The organism is Nitrospirota bacterium (genome assembly GCA_040757595.1).
Taxonomy (GTDB): domain Bacteria; phylum Nitrospirota; class Nitrospiria; order Nitrospirales; family Nitrospiraceae; genus JBFLWP01.
In genome coordinates this window covers 51,235-70,739 of the sequence record JBFLWP010000015.1, presented here as the reverse complement: position 1 = coordinate 70,739, position 19,505 = coordinate 51,235, and the positions used below count along the sequence as shown (strand labels likewise).

16 protein-coding genes, 2 tRNA genes and 1 other RNA gene are annotated in these 19,505 nt (G+C 64.6%); 9 read left to right on the top strand and 10 right to left on the bottom strand.

Going from position 1 to position 19,505, the window contains the following annotated elements; genetic code table 11:
- Positions 1 to 9: 9 nt before the first annotated feature.
- An RNA gene (gene ffs, locus AB1411_13475) (signal recognition particle sRNA large type) lies at positions 10 to 241 on the bottom strand.
- 302 nt (positions 242 to 543) lie between these two features.
- Positions 544 to 633 (bottom strand) — tRNA-Ser (locus AB1411_13470).
- Between the two features lie 143 nt (positions 634 to 776).
- On the opposite strand from AB1411_13470, the gene AB1411_13465 reads away from it, so the two are divergent.
- A complete protein-coding gene (locus AB1411_13465; protein MEW6544602.1) occupies positions 777 to 1,637 on the top strand; it encodes a methyltransferase domain-containing protein in 861 nt (286 codons plus the stop codon).
- Between the two features lie 28 nt (positions 1,638 to 1,665).
- Entirely contained in the window at positions 1,666 to 1,965 is a 300-nt protein-coding gene (locus AB1411_13460) for a YkvA family protein (protein MEW6544601.1), read from the top strand.
- Here the strand turns inward: AB1411_13460 and AB1411_13455 are convergent, their stop codons facing one another.
- Positions 1,966 to 3,228 carry an ABC transporter substrate-binding protein gene (locus tag AB1411_13455; GenBank protein MEW6544600.1) on the bottom strand — a complete coding sequence of 421 codons (1,263 nt, stop codon included), beginning with the start codon at positions 3,226 to 3,228 and terminating at the stop codon, positions 1,966 to 1,968.
- Between the two features lie 189 nt (positions 3,229 to 3,417).
- Here AB1411_13455 and AB1411_13450 point away from each other — a divergent pair, with 189 nt between their 5' ends.
- Positions 3,418 to 4,032 (top strand): CGNR zinc finger domain-containing protein, encoded by a 615-nt coding sequence (locus tag AB1411_13450; GenBank protein ID MEW6544599.1) that lies wholly within the window; start codon positions 3,418 to 3,420, stop codon positions 4,030 to 4,032.
- A 38-nt stretch (positions 4,033 to 4,070) separates the two neighbouring features.
- On the opposite strand, the gene AB1411_13445 is transcribed toward AB1411_13450, so the two are convergent.
- Positions 4,071 to 5,150 carry a HEAT repeat domain-containing protein gene (locus AB1411_13445; GenBank protein MEW6544598.1) on the bottom strand — a complete coding sequence of 360 codons (1,080 nt, stop codon included), beginning with the start codon at positions 5,148 to 5,150 and terminating at the stop codon, positions 4,071 to 4,073.
- Between the two features lie 385 nt (positions 5,151 to 5,535).
- Between AB1411_13445 and AB1411_13440 the strand changes: the two genes are divergently transcribed.
- The 6 genes from AB1411_13440 to AB1411_13415 all read left to right on the top strand — a co-directional run bounded on the left by AB1411_13440 (position 5,536) and on the right by AB1411_13415 (position 10,492).
- Positions 5,536 to 5,618: transfer RNA gene (locus tag AB1411_13440), tRNA-Leu, on the top strand.
- A gap of 58 nt (positions 5,619 to 5,676) precedes the next feature.
- On the top strand, positions 5,677 to 7,002 hold the full coding sequence (gene tig, locus AB1411_13435; GenBank protein ID MEW6544597.1) for a trigger factor: 1,326 nt from the start codon (positions 5,677 to 5,679) through the stop codon (positions 7,000 to 7,002).
- Positions 7,003 to 7,104: 102 nt separating this feature from the next.
- Entirely contained in the window at positions 7,105 to 7,752 is a 648-nt protein-coding gene (gene clpP, locus AB1411_13430; protein ID MEW6544596.1) for an ATP-dependent Clp endopeptidase proteolytic subunit ClpP, read from the top strand.
- 26 nt (positions 7,753 to 7,778) lie between these two features.
- The gene (gene clpX, locus AB1411_13425) at positions 7,779 to 9,029 is read left to right on the top strand and encodes an ATP-dependent Clp protease ATP-binding subunit ClpX (GenBank protein MEW6544595.1); all 1,251 of its coding nucleotides are present in this window, start codon (positions 7,779 to 7,781) and stop codon (positions 9,027 to 9,029) included.
- 132 nt (positions 9,030 to 9,161) lie between these two features.
- A complete protein-coding gene (locus AB1411_13420; GenBank protein MEW6544594.1) occupies positions 9,162 to 9,710 on the top strand; it encodes a PilZ domain-containing protein in 549 nt (182 codons plus the stop codon).
- Positions 9,707 to 10,492, top strand: a complete 786-nt coding sequence (locus AB1411_13415; GenBank protein ID MEW6544593.1) for an SUMF1/EgtB/PvdO family nonheme iron enzyme — start codon at positions 9,707 to 9,709, stop codon at positions 10,490 to 10,492. The genes AB1411_13420 and AB1411_13415 overlap by 4 nt, the downstream gene beginning before the upstream one ends.
- 73 nt (positions 10,493 to 10,565) lie before the next feature.
- On the opposite strand, the gene AB1411_13410 is transcribed toward AB1411_13415, so the two are convergent.
- The 6 genes from AB1411_13410 to AB1411_13385 form a co-directional block, all read right to left on the bottom strand.
- Complete coding sequence (locus tag AB1411_13410; protein MEW6544592.1) at positions 10,566 to 11,321, bottom strand: HEAT repeat domain-containing protein; 756 nt, start codon at positions 11,319 to 11,321, stop codon at positions 10,566 to 10,568.
- 92 nt (positions 11,322 to 11,413) lie between these two features.
- Complete coding sequence (tatA, locus tag AB1411_13405) at positions 11,414 to 12,307, bottom strand: twin-arginine translocase TatA/TatE family subunit (protein MEW6544591.1); 894 nt, start codon at positions 12,305 to 12,307, stop codon at positions 11,414 to 11,416.
- Between the two features lie 156 nt (positions 12,308 to 12,463).
- The gene (locus tag AB1411_13400; protein ID MEW6544590.1) at positions 12,464 to 13,675 is read right to left on the bottom strand and encodes a M24 family metallopeptidase; all 1,212 of its coding nucleotides are present in this window, start codon (positions 13,673 to 13,675) and stop codon (positions 12,464 to 12,466) included.
- Positions 13,676 to 13,931: 256 nt separating this feature from the next.
- Positions 13,932 to 14,408, bottom strand: a complete 477-nt coding sequence (locus AB1411_13395; GenBank protein MEW6544589.1) for a hypothetical protein — start codon at positions 14,406 to 14,408, stop codon at positions 13,932 to 13,934.
- Positions 14,409 to 14,433: 25 nt separating this feature from the next.
- A complete protein-coding gene (locus AB1411_13390) occupies positions 14,434 to 15,090 on the bottom strand; it encodes an outer membrane beta-barrel protein (GenBank protein MEW6544588.1) in 657 nt (218 codons plus the stop codon).
- 21 nt (positions 15,091 to 15,111) lie between these two features.
- Positions 15,112 to 19,470, bottom strand: coding sequence for a G8 domain-containing protein (locus tag AB1411_13385; protein MEW6544587.1), 4,359 nt, complete (start codon positions 19,468 to 19,470; stop codon positions 15,112 to 15,114).
- Between the last annotated feature and the right edge of the window lie 35 nt (positions 19,471 to 19,505).

Here is a 19,505-nt window from a genome sequence, read left to right as displayed (position 1 = left end):
ATGCCTTGCTCGTTACCCTTCACCGATCACCCATCACGTGCCTTGAAATAGTGGGGCCAGGTGATCCTGCGGCACCCAGACTGGCCTGCTTACCGTTGCTTCCTTCCGGACCTGGCGGGGTTCACAGGATTCTGTCGCACAGGGCCCAGCCCCTTTCAATACTGTGACGAGTGATCGGTGACGGGTGACAAGTTAGAGCGATGCAAACTAGAACTCCCCCTAAATCTCTTACCTGTCACGCGTCACCCATCACCCGTCACGTCTTCATGGCGGAGAGGGTGGGCATTCGAAGTCGCGCTTGCAGTTTCAGCTCGCGCTCCTACTGAGGGGGCCAGCCCCCTCGTATCTCCCCACGCGGTGGGCACACCCCCCGCGATCCCCCCGTTCGAATCCCACCCTCTCGCGTGGCCTCGTCGTTCAACTACTAACGCTCGTCGCGGAGCGACACCGCTTCATGGGCCATGAAAATCACTGCCTGTTGGTAATGCTGGCGCGCCACTGCCCTTCGGCAAACAAGCTGACAGTTTCTATCGCGCCAAGTTATGGCGGAGAGGGTGGGATTCGAACCCACGGTCCCGTTGCCAGGACACGTGCTCTCCAGGCACGCCGATTCGTCCACTCTCGCACCTCTCCGCGCCCATGCCCGTCGAAAGAGCAGGCATCTTAGCACGCGGGGTAGGGAGCGGCAAGACGAGGAAGTTGCCCAAGTCCCCGCTTGACGCTGCGTACGTGGTATAGTCTGCTCCAAGGAAAAGTCAGACGTGGAGGAGCATGCAATGTCCATCAAACCCTTCGATCCTGTCCAATACAAAGCCGCGCAGAAGCAGGACTGGAGCAACGTCGCGGCCGGCTGGAAGAAGTGGTGGAAGACGATGGAGCAGAGCGCGAGGCCGGCGAGCGACCGGTTGGTGGAGCTGGCCGCGCTCAAGCCCGGCCACCAGGTGCTGGACGTGGCTACCGGCATCGGGGAGCCGGCCGTCACGGCGGCGCGAAAGGTCGGCCCGACCGGCCAGGTCATCGCCACCGACCAGGCACCGCAGATGCTGGCCATCGGGCGGGAGCGGGCCGCCGAGCTGGGGCTCGCCAACGTCGAGTTCCGGGAGGCGGACGCCGAAACGCTGGACTTTGTGCAGCAGAGTTTCGACGCGATCCTCTCCCGCTGGGGGCTGATGTTCCTGCCGAATCTGTCCGGAGCCCTGACGCGGATGCACCGGCTGCTGAAGCCGGGCGGGCGGCTGGCCGCGGCGGTCTGGGGGCCGCCGCCGAAAGTGCCCTTCATCAGTCTGGCCATGGGGACGGTCCGGCAGCAGTTGCAGCTCCCGCCGCCCCCGCCGGACGTGCCCGGTCCCTTCAGCCTGGCGGACGTGGGCGTCCTGGAACGGGCGTTCGCGCAGGCCGGCTTCCGCGAGGTCCGGAGCGAGCCGCTGGTCCTGACCTTCGAGTGGCCTTCGGCGGAGGACTACACCCGCTTTCAGCAGGACATCGCGGCGCCGATCCTCGCGCTGGTCGCCAAGGAGCCGCCGGAGCGGCAGGCTGCGGTCTGGCGCGCGATCACAGAGGCGGCCCGGCAGCACGCCGGCGCGGACGGACGGGTCAGGATGGCGGGCGAGGCGATCTGCGTGGTTGCACAACGCTGAGAGGCGGGCGTCGCAAGGGACCGGGACTGTGCTGAACCGGCTAGGGCAATCGGGCCGCGAGATCAAGCGCGAAGCGGCCGTGTATCAGCTTGTGCTGCGCGATCCCCGGACCCCTCGGTTGGCCAGGTGGCTGCTCGCGGGCGCGATCGGGTATGCAGCCCTGCCGTTCGATCTCATCCCCGACTTCATCCCGATCATCGGCCATCTTGATGATGTGGTGATTGTGCCGGGTCTCCTTGCGCTGGCACTGAAGATGATCCCTCCGCAGGTCGTCGAGGACTGCCGCGCGCGGTCCTGCGGAGGGCCATCGGCGCCCCCACCCGCCTGATCAGAGCTTGCAGGCGTTCTGGGCCCGCTCGCCCGCCACTTGGTCGCCGGGCACGGTCGCGAGGATCTTGTAGTGGCCGAGGCCCAGCTCCTTGCCATAGGCCTCGCCGACCAGCACATCCTGCACGTGCTGATGGTCCCAGGCGCGGAAGTAGGACCGGCCCTCCTTGAGCCCGTCGAAGTCGTGCCCCTCCAGTTCCTTGATCACGGCCTGGGTGTCGGTCGTGCCGGCCCGGCGCACCGCCTCCAGGATCTGGGTCATGGCCGCATAGCCGAGGTAGCAGCGGGAAGTCGGCGTGTGGTTGTACTTGTCGATCACGCCCTGGATGAACCGCCGCGAGCTCTCGGTATTGACCTTGGGGTCCCAGATCAGGCCCCAGACCCCTGCGTTGTTGGCGTAGCCCAGCGGCCGGCCGATCTGCTCGCCCCCGATCATCCCGCCCACGCCGATCTTCTCCTTGGCCAGCTCCAGCTTCGTGTAGGCCTTCAGCGCGTGCACGAGGTCCCAGCCGTACAGGTTCAGGACGACCACGTTCGGCTTGGCCGCCTTCGCCTCGGTCATGACGGCGGTGAAGTCGGTCGTGCCGAACGGCGTCGTGCTCCCGCCCGCCGGCTCGCCGCCCCGCGCCCGGAGCGCCTCGGTCATGGCCTGGAGCGAGGCCCGGCCGTCCACCGTGTCGGCTGTGATCGTGTACCAGCGGTTCCCGTAGGCCTTCAGGATGTGGGGCGCGACCGCCGCGGCGAGCATGCGGGCGTTCGGCATGAACACGAAGGTGTGGGAGTTGCAGCGGGCGCCGGTGAGGTCCATGACGTGGGCGCCGGTGACCATGAAGAGCTTGTTTTCCTTCTTGGCCAGCTCGGCCACCGCGAGGGCCACGTCCCCGTTGAAGGTGCCCATGAGAAAGTCCACCTTCTGGTCCTTGATCAAGTCGGTCGCCGCCTTGACGGCGATCTGGACGTTCGACGCGTCGTCCTTCTCGATGAGCGTCACCTGGCGGCCGAGCACGCCGCCCCGCTTGTTGTAGAAGTCCAGCGCGACCGTGGCCCCGTGCACGTCGTGGATCGAGGAGGTCTTGTAGGGGCTCGACAGGGGGTCAAGGATGCCGACCTTGATCGGCGCACCCCCCTTTGCCGGTTCGGCGGCGAGGGCGAGCCCGGCAAAGGGGGCGCGTCCGAGCATCCGGTCCGCCGCGTGGCCCAAGGCCAGCGCGCCGCCGGTCAGGGCCGTAAGTCGCAGAAAACGTCGGCGAGAGATCTCCGTCATGGGTGGACCCTCCTTCCTGGGTGTCAAACCGGCCCGGAGTCGTGCCGGAGCCGGTCTCCGAAACCGCGAACAGGATCGCACGATATAACTATCAAAATGTAATTTTGACAGTTATACCGTGAGTCGGCTAACCTGTCAACGGTCATGTTGCCGGTTGCCCGTACGAGGACCAGCAGGGGCCTCTGAACGATGCGCGCACGCCAGGCCAAGCCGCCGTTCCTGTTCGTGGGCAATCATCTGTGTCTAGATTTCATCAACACAGAGATGATTGTCCGAGGGCAACGGACGAACCTTCTTGAGGAGTGGACAGACCTAATCGCCTGGCTGGTCCGGGCGAAGATCCTGAGCCAGGCCGAGAGCAATGAGACGGTGGGACGGCTCGATCCTGAAGGTGGAGAGCGGCTGCTCGGCGAGGCGAAGGAGTTCCGGACGACCTTACGGGAGATGGCGGAGCGGATCGTGGCGAGGAAGCCGGTCTCCGGTTCGACGGTCGAGGCCATCAACCGGATGCTCCGCCGGCATCCCGGCTACCCGCAGCTCGTCCGCGTGGCCGGACGATTCGAGCGGCGGTTCCAGTCGGAGACCGACGGGGCGACCCGGCTGCTCGCCCCGCTCGCCGAAGCCGCGGCCGACCTGCTCTGCTCCGCGGACCTGGCGTTGGTCAAGAAGTGCCGCAACGCCGCCTGCATCCTCTACTTCTACGACACGACCAAGAACCACGCCCGCCAGTGGTGCAGCATGGGCCTCTGCGGCAACCGGATGAAGGTCGCCGCGCATTACCGGCGGACGCGAGCCAAGCGATAGATCACGCCGGCTGGAGCAGGAAATGCGGAAGGGTCCACTCAACTGAACATGTCGTAGGTGTCGATCTGCTTGATCGACCAGAAGACCGCTTCCTTCAGCTTCTTCAACATCAGATCGTCCGGATCGCGCAGCTTCTGGAGCTTTCGATCCAGCGCCTTCAAGGGCGCTTCGGCCTTCTTGTCGGGCAGCCGCCCCAGAGCCCAGGCGACTTCGATCTGGACCCGGATGTCAATGCCGCTGGGCGGATCCAGCATCTCCAACAGCGTCGGGATGATGCGGGGGTCCGGGTTGATGTTGCCCACCTGTCCCAGTCCCTTGGCCGCCGCGGCCTGCAACTCGGGATCCTTGGAGTTTTTGAGCATGTCGATGAGGATCGGGATGCTCTCCTTGCCGACGTTGCCCAGCGCCACCGCCGCCTGCTTGGCGAGCCCCTTGTCCTTGAGCGCCTCCCTGAGCTTGGGCAGCGCCTCGTCCGCGAGCATCTCCCCCAGCAGCGAGATGATCTTCAGCTTGCGGAGCTCGTTGGTGCCGGGATCATCGAGCAGCTTGACGAGTCGCTCGTGATGGCCCCATTCGGCGGCCAGGAGCACGGGGAAGTCATACTGGCCGAGCCGCTTCTTGAGGTCCCCGAGCGCATAGTCCCCCGGGTCGGCCGCGTTGGCCTTCTGCGCCGCCTGCACTGCGTCTTCAAAGTCGGTACGGACCTCCTTCTGCCACTTCACCCTGGTCCCCCCGAGCAGGTAGTTGAGCTGGCAGGCCGGCCCCTTCCACACCCGCGAGGGGGAATCGGGCAGGTCCGCGTCGCCCCCCTGCGGGGTCGTCCCTTCCCAGGTCTTCCGCTGCTCGCACTTGACCTTGAACTCCACGTCGGAGGGCTTGGTCGAGTCCGTGACGACCTCGTAGCCCAACTCCTGGAGTCGGCGCGTGACCACCTCGGCGATGGGGCCCGGGTCCGCCTTGCCCTTGTCCGTCAGGGCGATTACTTCCAAGCGGACCATCTGCACCTTGGCCAACTGCGCCTTCTGCTCCGGCGTAAAATAGTCCCGATACGCCCACCCCTCCGACCCGGTGAGCTGGGCTGCGATAAAGATGGCGATAACGAGCACAAGACGTATCATGACGCACCTCCCCTCCGTCTGAGCAATTCGTCCGAGGCGTGCGAGGAATGGGAATGACCGCATAGCATCGCCCAGAGGCTCTACAGGGCGGGGGGAGCGCCGGCGGCGCGCGGGACTCGGTCGTCGGAGCGGTAGCAGGATCGACTCCGCGGTGCCGGCCCTCAACGGTATGCTCCGGAGCTGCCCCCGCGTATCAGTCACAGTATACCCCCCCTCCCGAACCCTGCGCCAGAGCGGAGCGCGACGCGCGCCGGGCCGCCGGCCGGCCCCCGCAGCAACGCCCGCTCCCTGTTGACAGTAGGGCGTGGCGGCCTGTACAAGGATACGGACGTGCAGGGGACTTGCTGTGATCCTGACGTGCGTGGCTGACGCTCACCGACAGAGTGCGAGAGTGGCGGAACTGGCAGACGCGCGAGACTTAGGATCTCGTGGGAAACCGTGGGGGTTCAAGTCCCCCCTCTCGCACCACCCTCGTGTTGGTTCGCGCTGAAACGTCTCCCCACCCAACCCAAGGTTGCCGCACCGCATGAAGCTCGAAGTCACGGAACTTGGACCAGTCAAGCGGGCCCTCAAGATCGAGGTGCCCGAAGAGGAAGTCAACCGGCAGTTCGCGCAGGCCTACGCCGAGCTCAACAAACAGGTGCACATCCCCGGCTTCCGGCCCGGGAAGGCCCCGCTGGCCCTCCTGGAAAAACGGTACGCCAAGGCCGTGGAGGAGGACCTCGTCCGTCGGTTGATCCCGGACTATTATGACCGCGCCATCAGGCAGGCGGGGATCGTGCCGGTGCTGGTGGAAGTGCCGCCCATGGAGCGGGTGAAGATCCGGAAGAACGCCCCCTTCACCTTCACCGCCACCGTCGAGATCAAGCCCAAGATCGATCTGCGGGATTACAAGCCGCCCAACCCGATCTCACTCAAGCCAGATAAGCGCACGATCACCGACGAGCAGGTGAGCCAGACGCTGGAGGCCCTGCGGGAGCAGCAGGCGAAACTGCAAGCCGCCCCCGCGGGTACGGCGCTCAAGGAGGGCGACTACGCCTCCGTCAACGTGGAGGGGTTCCTGGACTTGGCCCCGGTGGAAGGCGCCAAGCAGGAGGGACAACTCGTGAAGATCGGGGCCAAGACGCCGGTCCTCGGCCTCGAGGTGGACCAGGCCCTGGTGGGCAAGAAGGAAGGCGAGTTCGTCGAGATTCCGCAGCCCTATCCCGCGGCGCACCCGGACCACCGGCTGGCCGGCAAGACGGTGGTCTTCCGGGTCAAGGTGGCGTCGGTCAAGCAGAAGGCGCTGCCGCCGCTGGACGACGAGTTTGCCAAGGACTGCGGCCCCTATGGCTCCCTGGCGGAGCTGAAAGACAAGCTCCGCGCCGAGATGGAAGCGGCGCTCAAGAAGGACGTCGAGGAGACTCACAAGGACGCCATCCTGAAGCGGCTCGTCGAGACCCATCACTTTGACATCCCCGAGACGCTGGTCGAGCGGGAATTGGCGGCGATGGTCCGGCAGCAGGTCCAGGCGCGGTCCCGGCAGCGGGGGAAAGCGGGAGCGGGAGAGGAGCCGGCCGTCAGGCAGGATGAGATCAAGAAGCTGCAGGAGGAGCTGCGCCCCGAGGCAACCCGCCGCGTGAAGGTCGGCCTGATCCTGGAGGCGATCGCAGAAAAGGAAGGGCTGACGGTCAACCAGGAAGACGTGGCGGCCGAGCTCCAGCGGCTGGCGAAGGACCTCCGGCTGTCCGTGGAAGAGCTTCAGCGACTGATCCAGGCGGGCGGCGAGGACTCCCTGGACGAGCTCCGCGGCCGGATTCTGGCCGACAAGACCCTGGACTTCGTCTACCGTCACGCCGTCATCCAGGGGTAGCTCGGTCTCGGCGACGTGATCGCGCGGCGTGCGGCGAAAAACGAAAAATGTGGTAAGATTGTGCCGGTTTCCTGAACCGAGAAGAAAGGACAGGTCGGGATTATGTTAGTGCCCATCGTCATTGAACAGACCAACCGCGGCGAGCGCGCCTACGACATCTATTCGCGCCTGCTCAAGGACCGGATCATCTTCCTCGGCGCACCGGTCGACGACGTGTTCGCCAACCTCATCATCGCCCAGTTGCTGTTCCTGGAGGCCGAGGACCCGGAGAAGGACATCAACCTCTACATCAATTCCCCCGGCGGCAGCGTGACGGCCGGCCTGGGCATCTACGACACCATGCAGTACGTCAAGCCGCCGATCAACACGATCTGCCTGGGGCAGGCGTCCAGCATGGGCGCGCTGCTGCTGGCGGCCGGCACCAAGGGGAAGCGCTTCGCGCTGCCCAACGCCCGCATCATGATCCACCAGCCCATGGGCGGGTTCCAGGGGCAGGCCACCGAGATCGACATCCACGCCCGCGAGATCCTCAAGATTCGCGAGCGGCTGAACGATATCTTGGCCAAGCACACGGGCCAGCCGCTCGACAAGATCGCCCAGGACACGGAACGGGACTATTTCATGTCCGGCGACGAGGCCAAGCGGTACGGGCTCATTGACGAAGTGATCACGCGCGCGCCCAAGGTGGCCAAGGAACTGTTGAAGGACGCGGGCAAGGAATCGGATCGGGACGGCTCCAAAGACAAGTAGCGGCCAACCGGGCGAGGGGAGGCGGCATGCCTAAACAGGAGAAGACGGATCGCCACCTGCGGTGCTCCTTCTGCGGCAAGAGCCGGGACGAGGTCCGCAAGCTGATCGCCGGACCCACGGTCTACATCTGCGACGAGTGCGTCAACCTCTGCAACGACATCATCGCGGAGGACTGGGAGGAAGCCAAGGAGGAGATTTCGTCCAAGCTCCGCAAGCCCGCCGAGATCAAGCACCATCTGGACCAGTACGTCATCGGCCAGGATCGGGCGAAGAAGATCCTCTCGGTCGCCGTCCACAACCATTACAAGCGCATCTCGGCCAACGAGGTGGACGACGTCGAGCTTCAGAAGGGCAACATCCTCATGGTCGGGCCGACCGGCACGGGGAAGACCCTGCTGGCCCAGACGCTGGCCCGCTACCTGGACGTGCCTTTCACGCTGGCCGACGCGACCACGCTGACCGAGGCCGGCTACGTGGGCGAGGACGTCGAGAACATCATCCTCAAGCTGCTGCAGGCCGCCGACTACGACGTGGAGCGGGCGGAGCGCGGCATCGTCTACATCGACGAGATCGACAAGATCAGCCGCAAGAGCGACAGCCCTTCGATCACGCGCGACGTGTCGGGCGAGGGCGTGCAGCAGGCCCTTCTCAAGCTGATCGAGGGCACCGTGGCGAACGTCCCTCCGCAGGGCGGCCGGAAGCATCCCCACCAGGAATTCATCCAGGTGGACACGAGCAACATCCTCTTCATCTGCGGCGGCGCCTTCGTGGGGCTCGAAACGATCATCGAACAGCGGCTCAACAAAAAAACGATGGGCTTCGGCGCCGAGGTGCGCGGGAAACACGAGAGCCGTCTGGGCGAGATGCTGGCCCAAGTCCAGCCGGAGGACCTTTTGAAGTACGGGCTGATCCCCGAGTTCGTCGGGCGGCTGCCGGTCGTGGCGACGCTCGAGGACCTGGACGAGAAGGCGCTCATCCGCATCCTGACCGAGCCGCGCAACGCCCTGACCAAGCAGTACGAGAAGCTGCTGTCCTTCGAGAAGGTCAAGCTCAAGTTCACCGAGGGGGCCCTGGGGGCGATCGCGCGCAAGGCCTACACCCAGCGGACCGGGGCCCGCGGCCTCCGGGCGATCCTCGAGGAAGTGATGCTCGAGCTGATGTATGACGTGCCTTCCCAGAAACTGATCAAGGAGGTCGTGATCACCGAGGAGGTCATCCTCGGGAAGAGCCAGCCGATCCGCCTCTTCGAGCAGGACAAGGAGATGAAGAGCGCGTAGCGACGACCGAGTACGGGCGACGAGCGTGGTCAAGGGGCGCCCAGCCGGGCGCCCCTTTTCGTTGGAGCCCAAGTCGTTCAAAACCGCGCCGCCGCTTCGCCAACGGCGCGGTCTGCGCTATACTGGGCGGCCATGAAACAGAAGAACGCGAACGGCCCGCGCAAACGCTGGCCGGTGGCCGTGAGCGAGGCCCACCAGGGCAAGTCGCTGGAGGTGGACGTCGCCAAGGAAACGATCTCGTTGATCGGGCCCTCCGGAGAAAATCTGGGCACGGTGACCTGGGCCGCCGTCATCGAGCTGATCCAGGAAACCTACCCGCCTCCGCGGACCGAGGCGCGTGCCCATCCCCGCGTCTCCCTCGTCATCCGCGTCCGTTACCGAACCGCCGCCGGCGTGGAGGCCGAAACCCGCGCCTCGGGCATCGGGGGCGGCGGGCTCTTCATCGAGAGCACCTCCCCGCTGCCGGTCGGCACGGAGCTGGCGTTGGAGTTCGCTCTGCCCGATCGTCCCACCGAATGGCTGTCCGCAAAGGGCGCGGTGGCCTGGGTCTGCCCAAAGTCGGACCACTACACCTTCTTTCCCGGCATGGGCGTGCGCTTCACGCAGATCGCGGCAGGCGTCCGCGAGCGGGTGCAGGCGCTGGTCGCCTCCCTCCAACGCACCGACGAGGGCAAACGGTGACACGCGCCGCCGTCTGGGTCGGCTGCCTGCTCACCGTGCTCCTGCTGGCTCCCGTCGCCGCCCCCCGCGAGCCTGCCGGCAAGGACGGGGCGCCGATGGTCCTGATCCCGGCCGGCGAGTTCACGATGGGCAGTGCGGAGCTGGCCGGCGCCGCCCCCGTCCACCGGGTCTACCTGGATTCGTTCCACCTCGATCGGCACGAGGTCACGGTGGGACGATACATCACGTTCCTCGAATCGACCGGCCGGCAGCCGCCGCGCCATTTCGACGAGATCAACCTCGCCCGGGACAAACATCGGCCCATCGTCGGCGTGAGCTGGCTCAGCGCCGACGCCTACTGCCGGTGGGTCGGCAAGCGGTTGCCGACGGAGGCCGAGTGGGAGAAGGCCGCGCGGGGCACGGACGGACGCCTCTATCCGTGGGGGAACGAGCCGCCGACGGACCAGTACGGGCTGTTCGGGAAGGCGCGCTGGATCGGCTACGAGACCCTGGCCCCGGTCGGCAGCTTCGCATCCGGCCGAAGCCCCTACGGAGTCTACGACCTGGCGGGGAACGTCTGGGAATGGGTGGCGGACTGGTACGACAAGGACTACTATGCCCGGAGCCCTCGCAAGAATCCCACCGGCCCGGAGAAGGGGGAAGAGAAGGTCTATCGCGGCGGGGGCTGGAACTACGAAGGCTTTCTGGCGCAAGCCGCGCTGCGGAACCGGGACGATCCGGACACCCAACTCAACACCCTCGGCTTCCGCTGCGCCATGGACGCGTCCCCTCGACAACGATGAACGATCAATGCTGAACGATGAATGGGGGGCTCGATCGTTCCTCGTTCATCGTTCTGCATTCATCCTTCCTACTTCATCCTTGCGTAAGCGCCGTCACCGCCCAGGCCGCCCAGCGGCGGACGCCAGGGTCCTCGTCCTTCGTGGAGATGTACCGGAGGAGGGGCAGGATGGACTCGTCGCCGATCTTGCCGAGGCGAAAGGCCGCCTCCGCGCGGACGCCGGGGGCTTCGTCCCGGAGCAAGCGATTTCGCAAGGCCGGGATGGCGTCCGGCTCGGCCAGCTCTCCCAGCGCCGCCACCGCCCCCTGACGGACCAACGCGTCTTCATCCCCCAGTGCCGTGAAGAGGGCCGGCACCGCGGCGGGGGCTTCCAGCCAGGTCAGGGCCTGCACTGCGGCGCGTCGCGTCGCCGCGTCCGGCCCGTCCATCTCGTCCATCAACAATTCGACCATGTCCCGCGTCGCGCCGATCCGGCCGATGGCCCGCGCCGCCTCCTCCTTCACAGCGGGGATCGGATCGTGCAGGCTGCGGATCAGCGCCGGGCCAGCCTGATCGAGCACCGCGTCACCCAGGTGGCCCAGCGCCCAGGCACTGTGCTGACGCACGAGGGGATCGGGGTCTCCCAGCCCTCCCACGAGGGCGGGCGCGGCCTCCGGCTCGGCAACCTTGCCCAGAGAGAGGGCGGCCATGCGCCGCACTTCCGGCTCGCGGTCCTTCAACAACCCCACGAGCCGCGGCACCACCGATCCGGAATCGGGCGGGGGCGACTGCACCTCGCAGCCAGCAAACAGGGAGCAGAGGAGACCGGCGAGAATGGCACTGGGGGTCATGCAGCGCGGCACGGCGAGTCGTTGCTCGTCATTCGTCGTCCGTCATTCGTGCGGGGAAAACTCTAACCAATTGACGATTGACGGATGACGAATTACGACTGCTTGGGGGGCTCTTCCTGCACGTCGGGCATCTGCTTGGCGGCCTCGATTGACTGCTCAATCTCTTTCTGCGCCGCATCCATCTCGGCCTGAATCGTCCGCATCTCGGGATCAATCGTGCCCCGCACGTCCGAGACGGCCTGGCGGAACGTGCGCAGCGCATCGCCGAGCCCTTCGCCGAGGCTCTGCATGTCCTGCGAAGACAACCCGCTACCCTGAGCCGACTTGGCCCCCGCCGGTTGCGCCGCTTTCTGTTTGAGCGCGGCCTGCTGGGCCATGACCCGGGCCACGGCATCCCTGTTCACGACAGCCGACGGCCGCTTCTGCTGAGGCTTGGCCTGGGCGGTCGGAGGCAGGGGAGGATACTGAGCCCGCTGCACCGGCGGGGGCTGCGTCGTCCGCTGTTCCATCGTCGGTGGAGGCGGAGCCACACCCTGTCCCCGTGTCTCCCCTTCAGCGCGTCCCCCACCCGCCGACGCGGCGGGAGCCGCCGGCCTTGCGGCCGGCTGCGGAGCGACCTTCGGCTTCGGGGGCTGGTAGGGCTGGGGCGCGGCTTGGGCCATCAATGCCGCGGTCGTCCCCGGCGTCAGCTCCGGACCGGGCACGTACGGCTTGGCGGCGGCCGGCTGGGCCGCTGCCGGAGCGGGCGAGCCAGTCGCCGAGGAGGCAGCGGGCGTCTGTACCACCTGGGCCTCTTCGATCGGTGCCGGTTGGGGCTGGGCGGCGCCGGGGTCCACGGGAGGCGGCGCCTCGTGCACCTCTTTCTTGAAGCTCTTGAGGGCCTTGCCGAGCCCCTCGCCGATCTGCGGCAGCCGCCCGGCGCCGAAGATGATCAGGACGATGGCTAGGATGATGATGAGCTCTGAGAATCCGAGTGTGCCGAACATGGGCGTACGTCCTTTGGCGCGGCCATTGCGCCCAGGCAAACTCTAGCCGGTGGAGCGGAATGGTGTCAAGCGGAGCGGGTCAAGGGCAAGGGGCGAGAGGCTCTAGGTTATGAAGGGAGAGCTATAACCTCTCGCCGCGGACCTCTAGCCTCGGGCCTACGCCAGCATGGCGACGATTTCGGTCTGCAGCGGGAGCCCGTAGACGACCGCCTCCCGGTCCGACAGGTAGACGTCCAGCTCGCTGCGGATGCCGAACTGGCCTTCCAGGTAGATTCCGGGCTCGATCGAGAAGCAGGTGCGGGGCAGGAGGCGCCGGCCGTCGCGCGTCTCCAGATTGTCGATGTTCGCGCCGTTGCCGTGCACTTCCTCGCCGATCGAATGGCCGGTCCGATGGAAGAACTTCACGCCGTAGCCGGCGTCGCGGATCACGTTCCGGCTGACCTCGTCCACCTCCCAGCCGCAGGGGAAGTCTCCGGCGGCGACCCTCGCCTTGACGAACTCCAGGGCGGCGTCGCGGGCCCGGCGCACGATTGCGAAGATCTCGCTCTGCCTGGGCGGAACCGTGCGGCCCACGTAGCCGGTCCAGGTGATGTCCGCATAGACCGACCGCGGCGCCGGCTGCTTGGCCCACAAGTCAATCAGCACCAGATCCCCCTCGGCGATCACGGAGGCCCCCTGCGGCGCCGGACTATAGTGGGGGTCGGCGCTGTGGGCGTTGACCGCCGCGATCGGCGGGGTGGCGGTCACCAGCCCGTACTCCTTGAACCGGGAAAGGATGAACTGCTGGAGGTCGTACTCCGTGAGGGAGCGGTGCGCCGCGATGGAAGCGCCCACGTGCCGGAAGGCCTCGTCCACGATCCGGCGCAGCGCTTCGGCCGCGACCCGGTGCGTGGCCAACTGTTGGTCGTCCCAGACCGCTTCGAACCGCTGGACGAGGTCCGCCGAGGTGACCACCTCGACCCCGAAGCCGCGAACCTGCTCGACGGTGCCCGCGTCCACCCGGGAGACGTAGGGGATCGCGTTCTGCGGGGAGTACTGCATCGCCGCCCGCTTGACGCCGGCGAGGACGCGCGACAGGCAGGCGCCGAGCGACTGCCAGGACATGTAGAATTGGGTCTCGCCGGGCAGCTCCTCCAGCACGTGGGGCTCGATCTTGTGCATCAGCTTGACCGGCTCGCCGGTCGCCGGCACCCAGTAGTACCAGCGCCGGGTCACGTGTCTGGCCGGATCGAGCCGGAGCACCCGGTAGGCGAGCGGATCGCTCCCGCGGAAATCGTAGAACAGCCAGCCGTCGAGGTCCGATGTCTCTTGGAGGGCTTTCTGAATGTCTGCGATGCGCTGGTGATGAGGGCGCTGTGTCCCGGCCATAACGGCGAACATCATACCCTGAATCGAGCGGGAATTCCCATCCCTGGCCGGACCACGGAAGTGACGGGGTTGAGCGAAAAAGTCCTCAACCAGGAAACCGTGAACTACTCCGTCTGACTGTTGGAAAGCGGTTCGTGCTGGCCGACGCGGCTCCCGGCTCGGACGTGCGAAACGGCGACGTCCGGCCGAGCACATCTCAACGTGATTCCCAGATGCAGGAGGGCGTGGCGGAGACGGAGCCCCTCTTCCGGACGGACTACTTCGTCCCTGGCGTGCCTTGAATCGGGTCGAGCACCTGCTTGCGGTAGGCGTCCGCCGTCCGCGCGCTTTCCTCGCGCTTGGCATTGTTCGCGTTGATAATCTGGTCAAACCGCTGGGCGCAGCCCTTCACGTCTGTGGGGTCGAGGCGGCAGGCTACGCAGGCGGCGTAGCTCAATGCGTAGACCCGGTTCACGTCGTGCGCGGCCGGATAATACTTCTCCAGCGCGCCCTGAATGTCCCCGGCGGCGTTGATGCCGGCCACCGACTTGATAATCCCGCTGACGTCCGCGCTGAATTTCTTGATGTTATTCCGGTCCTCATCCGCCACGCTGGGCGGGAGCGGGCAGTACTCCCCCTTGATCTGCACCTCGTCGCTGCTGCCGCAGCCTTGCAGCAACAGGAGCAGGCCCATGATGGAAACCAGCGCGGCTGTCATGTGTCGCGTGAAAGAGACCGGCGTCGGTGTCGTCATAACGTCCCCCTGACTGAGACAATTTTCAGAAGTGGTAGTTGAGCCCGAGGTTCAGCGTGTTCGCGGAGTAATTGGCTTCAAAGCCCCGTCCCGGTCCCAGCACGTTGTCGAAGCTGAGGCGCGCATAGTGGTACCGGTATTCGAGAGACATGGACACGTGCTCGATCAGCAGGATGTTGAGCCCTCCGAAGGCGTTGGCGCCCGGCGTCCAGTTCGATGACGAGACCCCGTCGGCATTGGCGAAAAAGACGCCGAGCCCGCCGCCGACGTAGGGACGAAACCTCTCGCCCGGATAGCGGGCCACCAGATTCGTGGACCAGACCGTCATGCGCAGATTCTGCCCGCCGTTCGCACCCAAGCCTGTACCACCGGTCACCGCCGTCTGTTTGGGATTGATGTGCGGCGTCGAATTGGAGACGTCCATGTCCACGCCCAGCCACTTGTGGCTCTCGAAGAAATAGCCCACCTTGCCCCCGTAGGAGAGCGTCGTCTGCTGGGTGAAGGTGGTCAAGGTGCCGCCTTGCTGTCCCGTGCCGGTTGTGTCGGTCAGGCCGTTGGGGATGGTCGCGCCGATCGTGCCGCCCACGTACCACTCGGCCTGGACGGGGACCGCCGAAATACCCGCCGCCGCGCAGAGCAGCCCGGCGAGAGCCGCAGGTCTTATCCATTCGTAACCTTGCATGCAATCCTCCTTGAGCGGGCTCTAAGGTGACTGGCAAACCAACTGCGCGAGGTGATAGTTCGTGCCCCCTCCGGCGGGATAGGTGCCTCTGGCGTTTACCGGCGCCCAAGGCGGCGTGATGACGCAATGATAGCGGAAATTTTCCGTGACCGGGAACGGACCGCCATTATTCGGTCCGCCCGATAGCGGCAAAAAGTTATAGGTAATGTTGTTTCCGGTTGGGGGAGCCGTTCCATCAACCGGTGCCTTGAAGGCGGGCAAGGCTGTGCCGTCAGTCGGCGCTGTGGCCGGGACCGGCACTCCGTTGGGCTGTTGTGCTGGTGTGCCATAGACGAGGTGGTACTGGTTCCAGGCGCTGTAGTCGGTCCTGGATATGGGGTGCGGCGGTGTGGACGGTAATACGGTAGGAGTCGTTACGACAGCCGTGGAAAAATCGACCAGATAGGCCGCGCAGCCGTTTTCATTGCACACAAATAGGTCATTGTGATGGGGTGCACCGCCGCTGACCAGGCAGGAAGCATCCAAGGCGGCTTGCACGCTGTTCGGATCGCTAAATGCCTTGATCTTCTGTATTTGCGAGACGTAATTGTTGCCGGTATTGTAATTGGCCGCATCGCAGGTGCCAAAAGGGGAATACTGGCTCTGCACCGGTTTATCCTCGATCATGTAGAAGTACAGCAGGCCGCTGGTGGTGTCGTAGAAGAAAGTCTGATTGGCGATGAAGGTCGCTATGTCGGACGACTGCGGGTTCTTGATTGCCATCAGGGTCTTGTAGGGCGCCTCAAAGTTCTTCCATTGATCCGCCTGGGTTGCACCCATTGCTGCCGGTATAGTCATCCCACCGGCATACGGCGATACGTTCCTGGCGCGGTTGAGACAATCTTGCCACTTCGTCTCCTTCGTGCTTTGGTTTTGACTGAATATGCCATCACAGGTATTGCCGGCGCCCCCCGGCGGAATGAAATTGGGCGGGTACGACAACGGCGAGTTCCCGTAGAGTTGCCCTCCCCACTGACGGCGAATCCGATAGACCTTGATGTTGGCCGGCGTCGTCACCGGTTGATAGACCGCGACGCGATTGACGAAAAACTCCCCCGTCTTCTTCACGCCCGGGTCGGTATAGCTGAAGAGAAGCTGATTCTGAAGGGCCGTGAGAGTATACGGCGGATTGTTTTCAGTGCCTTGCGCCCCGTAAACCACGTAGCCCATCCGATCCATGACAAAGGGTTCATAGATCGGTAATTGGCCGCGACCATTCAGAAACAGGCTCGGAAAGACTGTATCGCCGTAGGCGGGCATGTCCCGCTGAACCACCACGCGAAAGCACGTGGGGATATAATTAGCACCTGCATTGCTCGCTGGGCACGTTCCCGTGCCGCCATACGGCGGGTTGTTCACCGATTCGATGTTCAGCGTGGCATACTTGTGCGGGCTCATGAGCGAGGTTGAGCGGAAATCGTTCGGGCCTCGCGAATGGGGCTCGTCCACGGTGAAATCTGTGGCAAAGTAGTCCACGCTGTTGAGCGAGATCGGCACGACATTGGGATCGGAATGGCCGCCGCCGTCCACGACCCTCAGGCCGCTCAGTTGACTATCCAGATCGCGGATCACGGTCGTCTTGTCCCCGTCGTTGAAGGGGCCCATGTTGACCGCCTCCGTATAGACCTGGTGCTTGAAGTCCACATTGTCCCAAATGCTGTCGCGGATATATTGCGTCGGCGGAACGGTTTGCGCGTTGGATGTTTGCCACCCGTTGGCCACGTCGCCGACATAGCCTTTGTAGTTCGAGGACGGAGCGGCATTCGCTGCAGCCTGGGTCACAAGGCCCTCGAGTTGGCCTTGCGTTCCGTAGGTGGCGATGTTCTGAATGTCGGTCTTGGTCAGCAACCGGGCGGCCTGATCGGTCGCATGAATGCCTGTGGGATCGAAGCGGAAATTGAGGAAGCGGTTGTGCTCGATCCTGGCCGGGCCATCATAATAACTGTAGCCCTGGACGTTCGTATTGGAGCTCGGGTAATTGCCCCACGTGGCGCCTGATCCCAATAATTGCACATCGGTACATTCTGTTTGCCAGGTGGTGGCGGCGGGCGCGGAACCGAGTTTACAGACCGGATACCGCTCCACGTTATTCCTGGTCATCCCGGCGATCACGTTTTGGTAGACGAGACCCCAGAAGCCGGGGAAGGTCCCTTCAGGCCCGCCACCCACTAGCAGCGAGAACCCGCGCAGGTTCGTGGCAAACCGATGATTGTGAAGAGTGACATACCAGTTTCGGAACCAGGCTGCCTTATTGCGCGAACGGGTGATCGTGTTGTCGGTCAGCACGAGCACAGGAGCGTATTGTGACGAGTTTGACAACATGGGGTAGGGCTGCTGGGTGTTGCCCGTCTCATCATCGTTGTCGATCCCGTTGTAACATCCGTGGACGCGATTGCCTGTGAATTCCGGGTAGTTAGTGCTTCCCGTGCCCTGGGCCAAGAGCCAATAGCCTCGGCCTAAGCTCTGGCACCCGGCCACCGAATTGTTGACGAAGGTGTTGCCGAGGTTGGTGATCCAGAACCCACCTGGGTGTGTCGAGTCCAGAGGATTCGCATTGGCATTGGATTGGGCGGTGTCCGGGATGTTCTTGACGTTGTACCAGTTGCTGTTGGATGCCTGCGCGCTTTGTAAATTATCCCCATCCCAGTAGATGCTGGGCGGCTGCGGCGGATAGGAATAGGTAGTCTGGGCCGTCATGGTGCCGGCGATATGGTTCCGCATGAACTGGTTGCCAGTGATATGGCTGCCGTCTTCCAGGTACATCCCCTGGCCGACCGTGCGGACGCAGACATTGTTATAGAACTTGGCGTTGGGAGTCTGGTGGGGCACATAACACTTGTTGTAACTATGGTGGACACTCACATCCTGGACCAGCACGTTCCCGCTGGGTAGTTGTTGCAGCATGTGCAGATGAACCGGGTACCGTCCTGTAAGCCCTTGCCCGAATTTTTCGATCTCCACTCCTACCAGTTTGAGGGTGGGGTATGTCGCGCTGGTGACCATCGCAACCAAGTGGCCACCGATGAAATTGTTGGCGTCGGTGGTTTGGCCGGCCACCGAGGTCAGCTTGATGTTCCGGGACAGCAGAGCCACTTCCGCCCGCTCGTCAATGCCGTAGTTGCGGGTGTGATCGTCATAGAAGCTTTTCGCCTGATAGCTCACGTTGATCGGCTTACCGCCGGTCACGACCGTCTGCGTCGTGTTGGCCGGGAAGAACCCCGGCGTGGGTGCCAGGCCACCATAGTGGTAATGCTTGAGTGGGGTGGTTGAACACAAGGTGATCTGGCTCACGCTGGTGGGCAATCCCAGTGCAGACGCCTGTGGGTCTGGGTTGGTGACGGATGAGATCGCGCAAATCTGCACGATCTCCGTCTGATGGGATGAAAAGCTGGTCGTGGCGACGGAGATCCAGTCGTTTTTCTGCCAGTCCACCGTGGTCGCCAGGGTGAGGGTGGTAGCCGGATTGGTCGCCGGTACGGGGGCGCTGACGTTTTCCGCATCGTTATATGTCGCCGGACCGGCCGGCGCGGTCAGGTAGGTCCAACTCTTCGTGCCGCCCACAATGTCGTTGTTCATGGTGCCTGGCGCCGCCGACAGCCCCTTGCTCCCGTACAGTTGCAACACCCCCCCGTCCATCACGGTGATATCGCGCGAGTTGGGCGTGGTGTTCGAGGTGCTCACGATCGCAGCAGAGCCTGTGGCAGTAGGGGCCAAGGCTGCCGATTGATTCCCGGCCATGACGATGGTGATTTGACCTTGGATCGGACTAGCCGCCGATCCGGCTTGCATGATCCCGGCGTTCTGAATGAGAAACGAGCTGGCATAGAGCGTCGTCGAATTGCCCGCGCCCGGATCCTGAAATGCCAGGGTGCCGCCGGCTCCGACGACGACAGGGATCAGGGGAGTCTGGGCTGTGAACGCCGTCGTATCCGCGGTGCTCACCGTGACGTTGCCGCAGGACGTACCGCTGTTGATAAAAAGTGCTTTTGGCACAGGGGGGTTGTGGCCCTGTGCCTGAATCGCTTGTATGCAGCTCGAAGTGGCCAGCGCCGTGGTCAGGCTCATACCTTGCCCGGCGGCTGGAGCCTTTGCTAGGGGCCTGCCTGCGACCGCCCCGCCTCCCAGAGCCGCGGCCAGCTTGTCCGCCTCGGCCCGCTTGGCCTGGCTTTCCTTCTCCATCGAGGCGGCGAGTGTCCGCTCCTGCTCCAGCTCCGCGCGCATCTTGGCACTCGCCTGCTCGCGCTCTTGCCGGACCTGCTCCACGTCGCCGGAGGTGGCGCAGCCGGCCAGCATGACGACGGCGATCAGTGTGACACGTCCTGCTCCCCGGCTGCCGTACATGTCGGTCCTCCTCAAGCTGGTCATGGACATTCCGT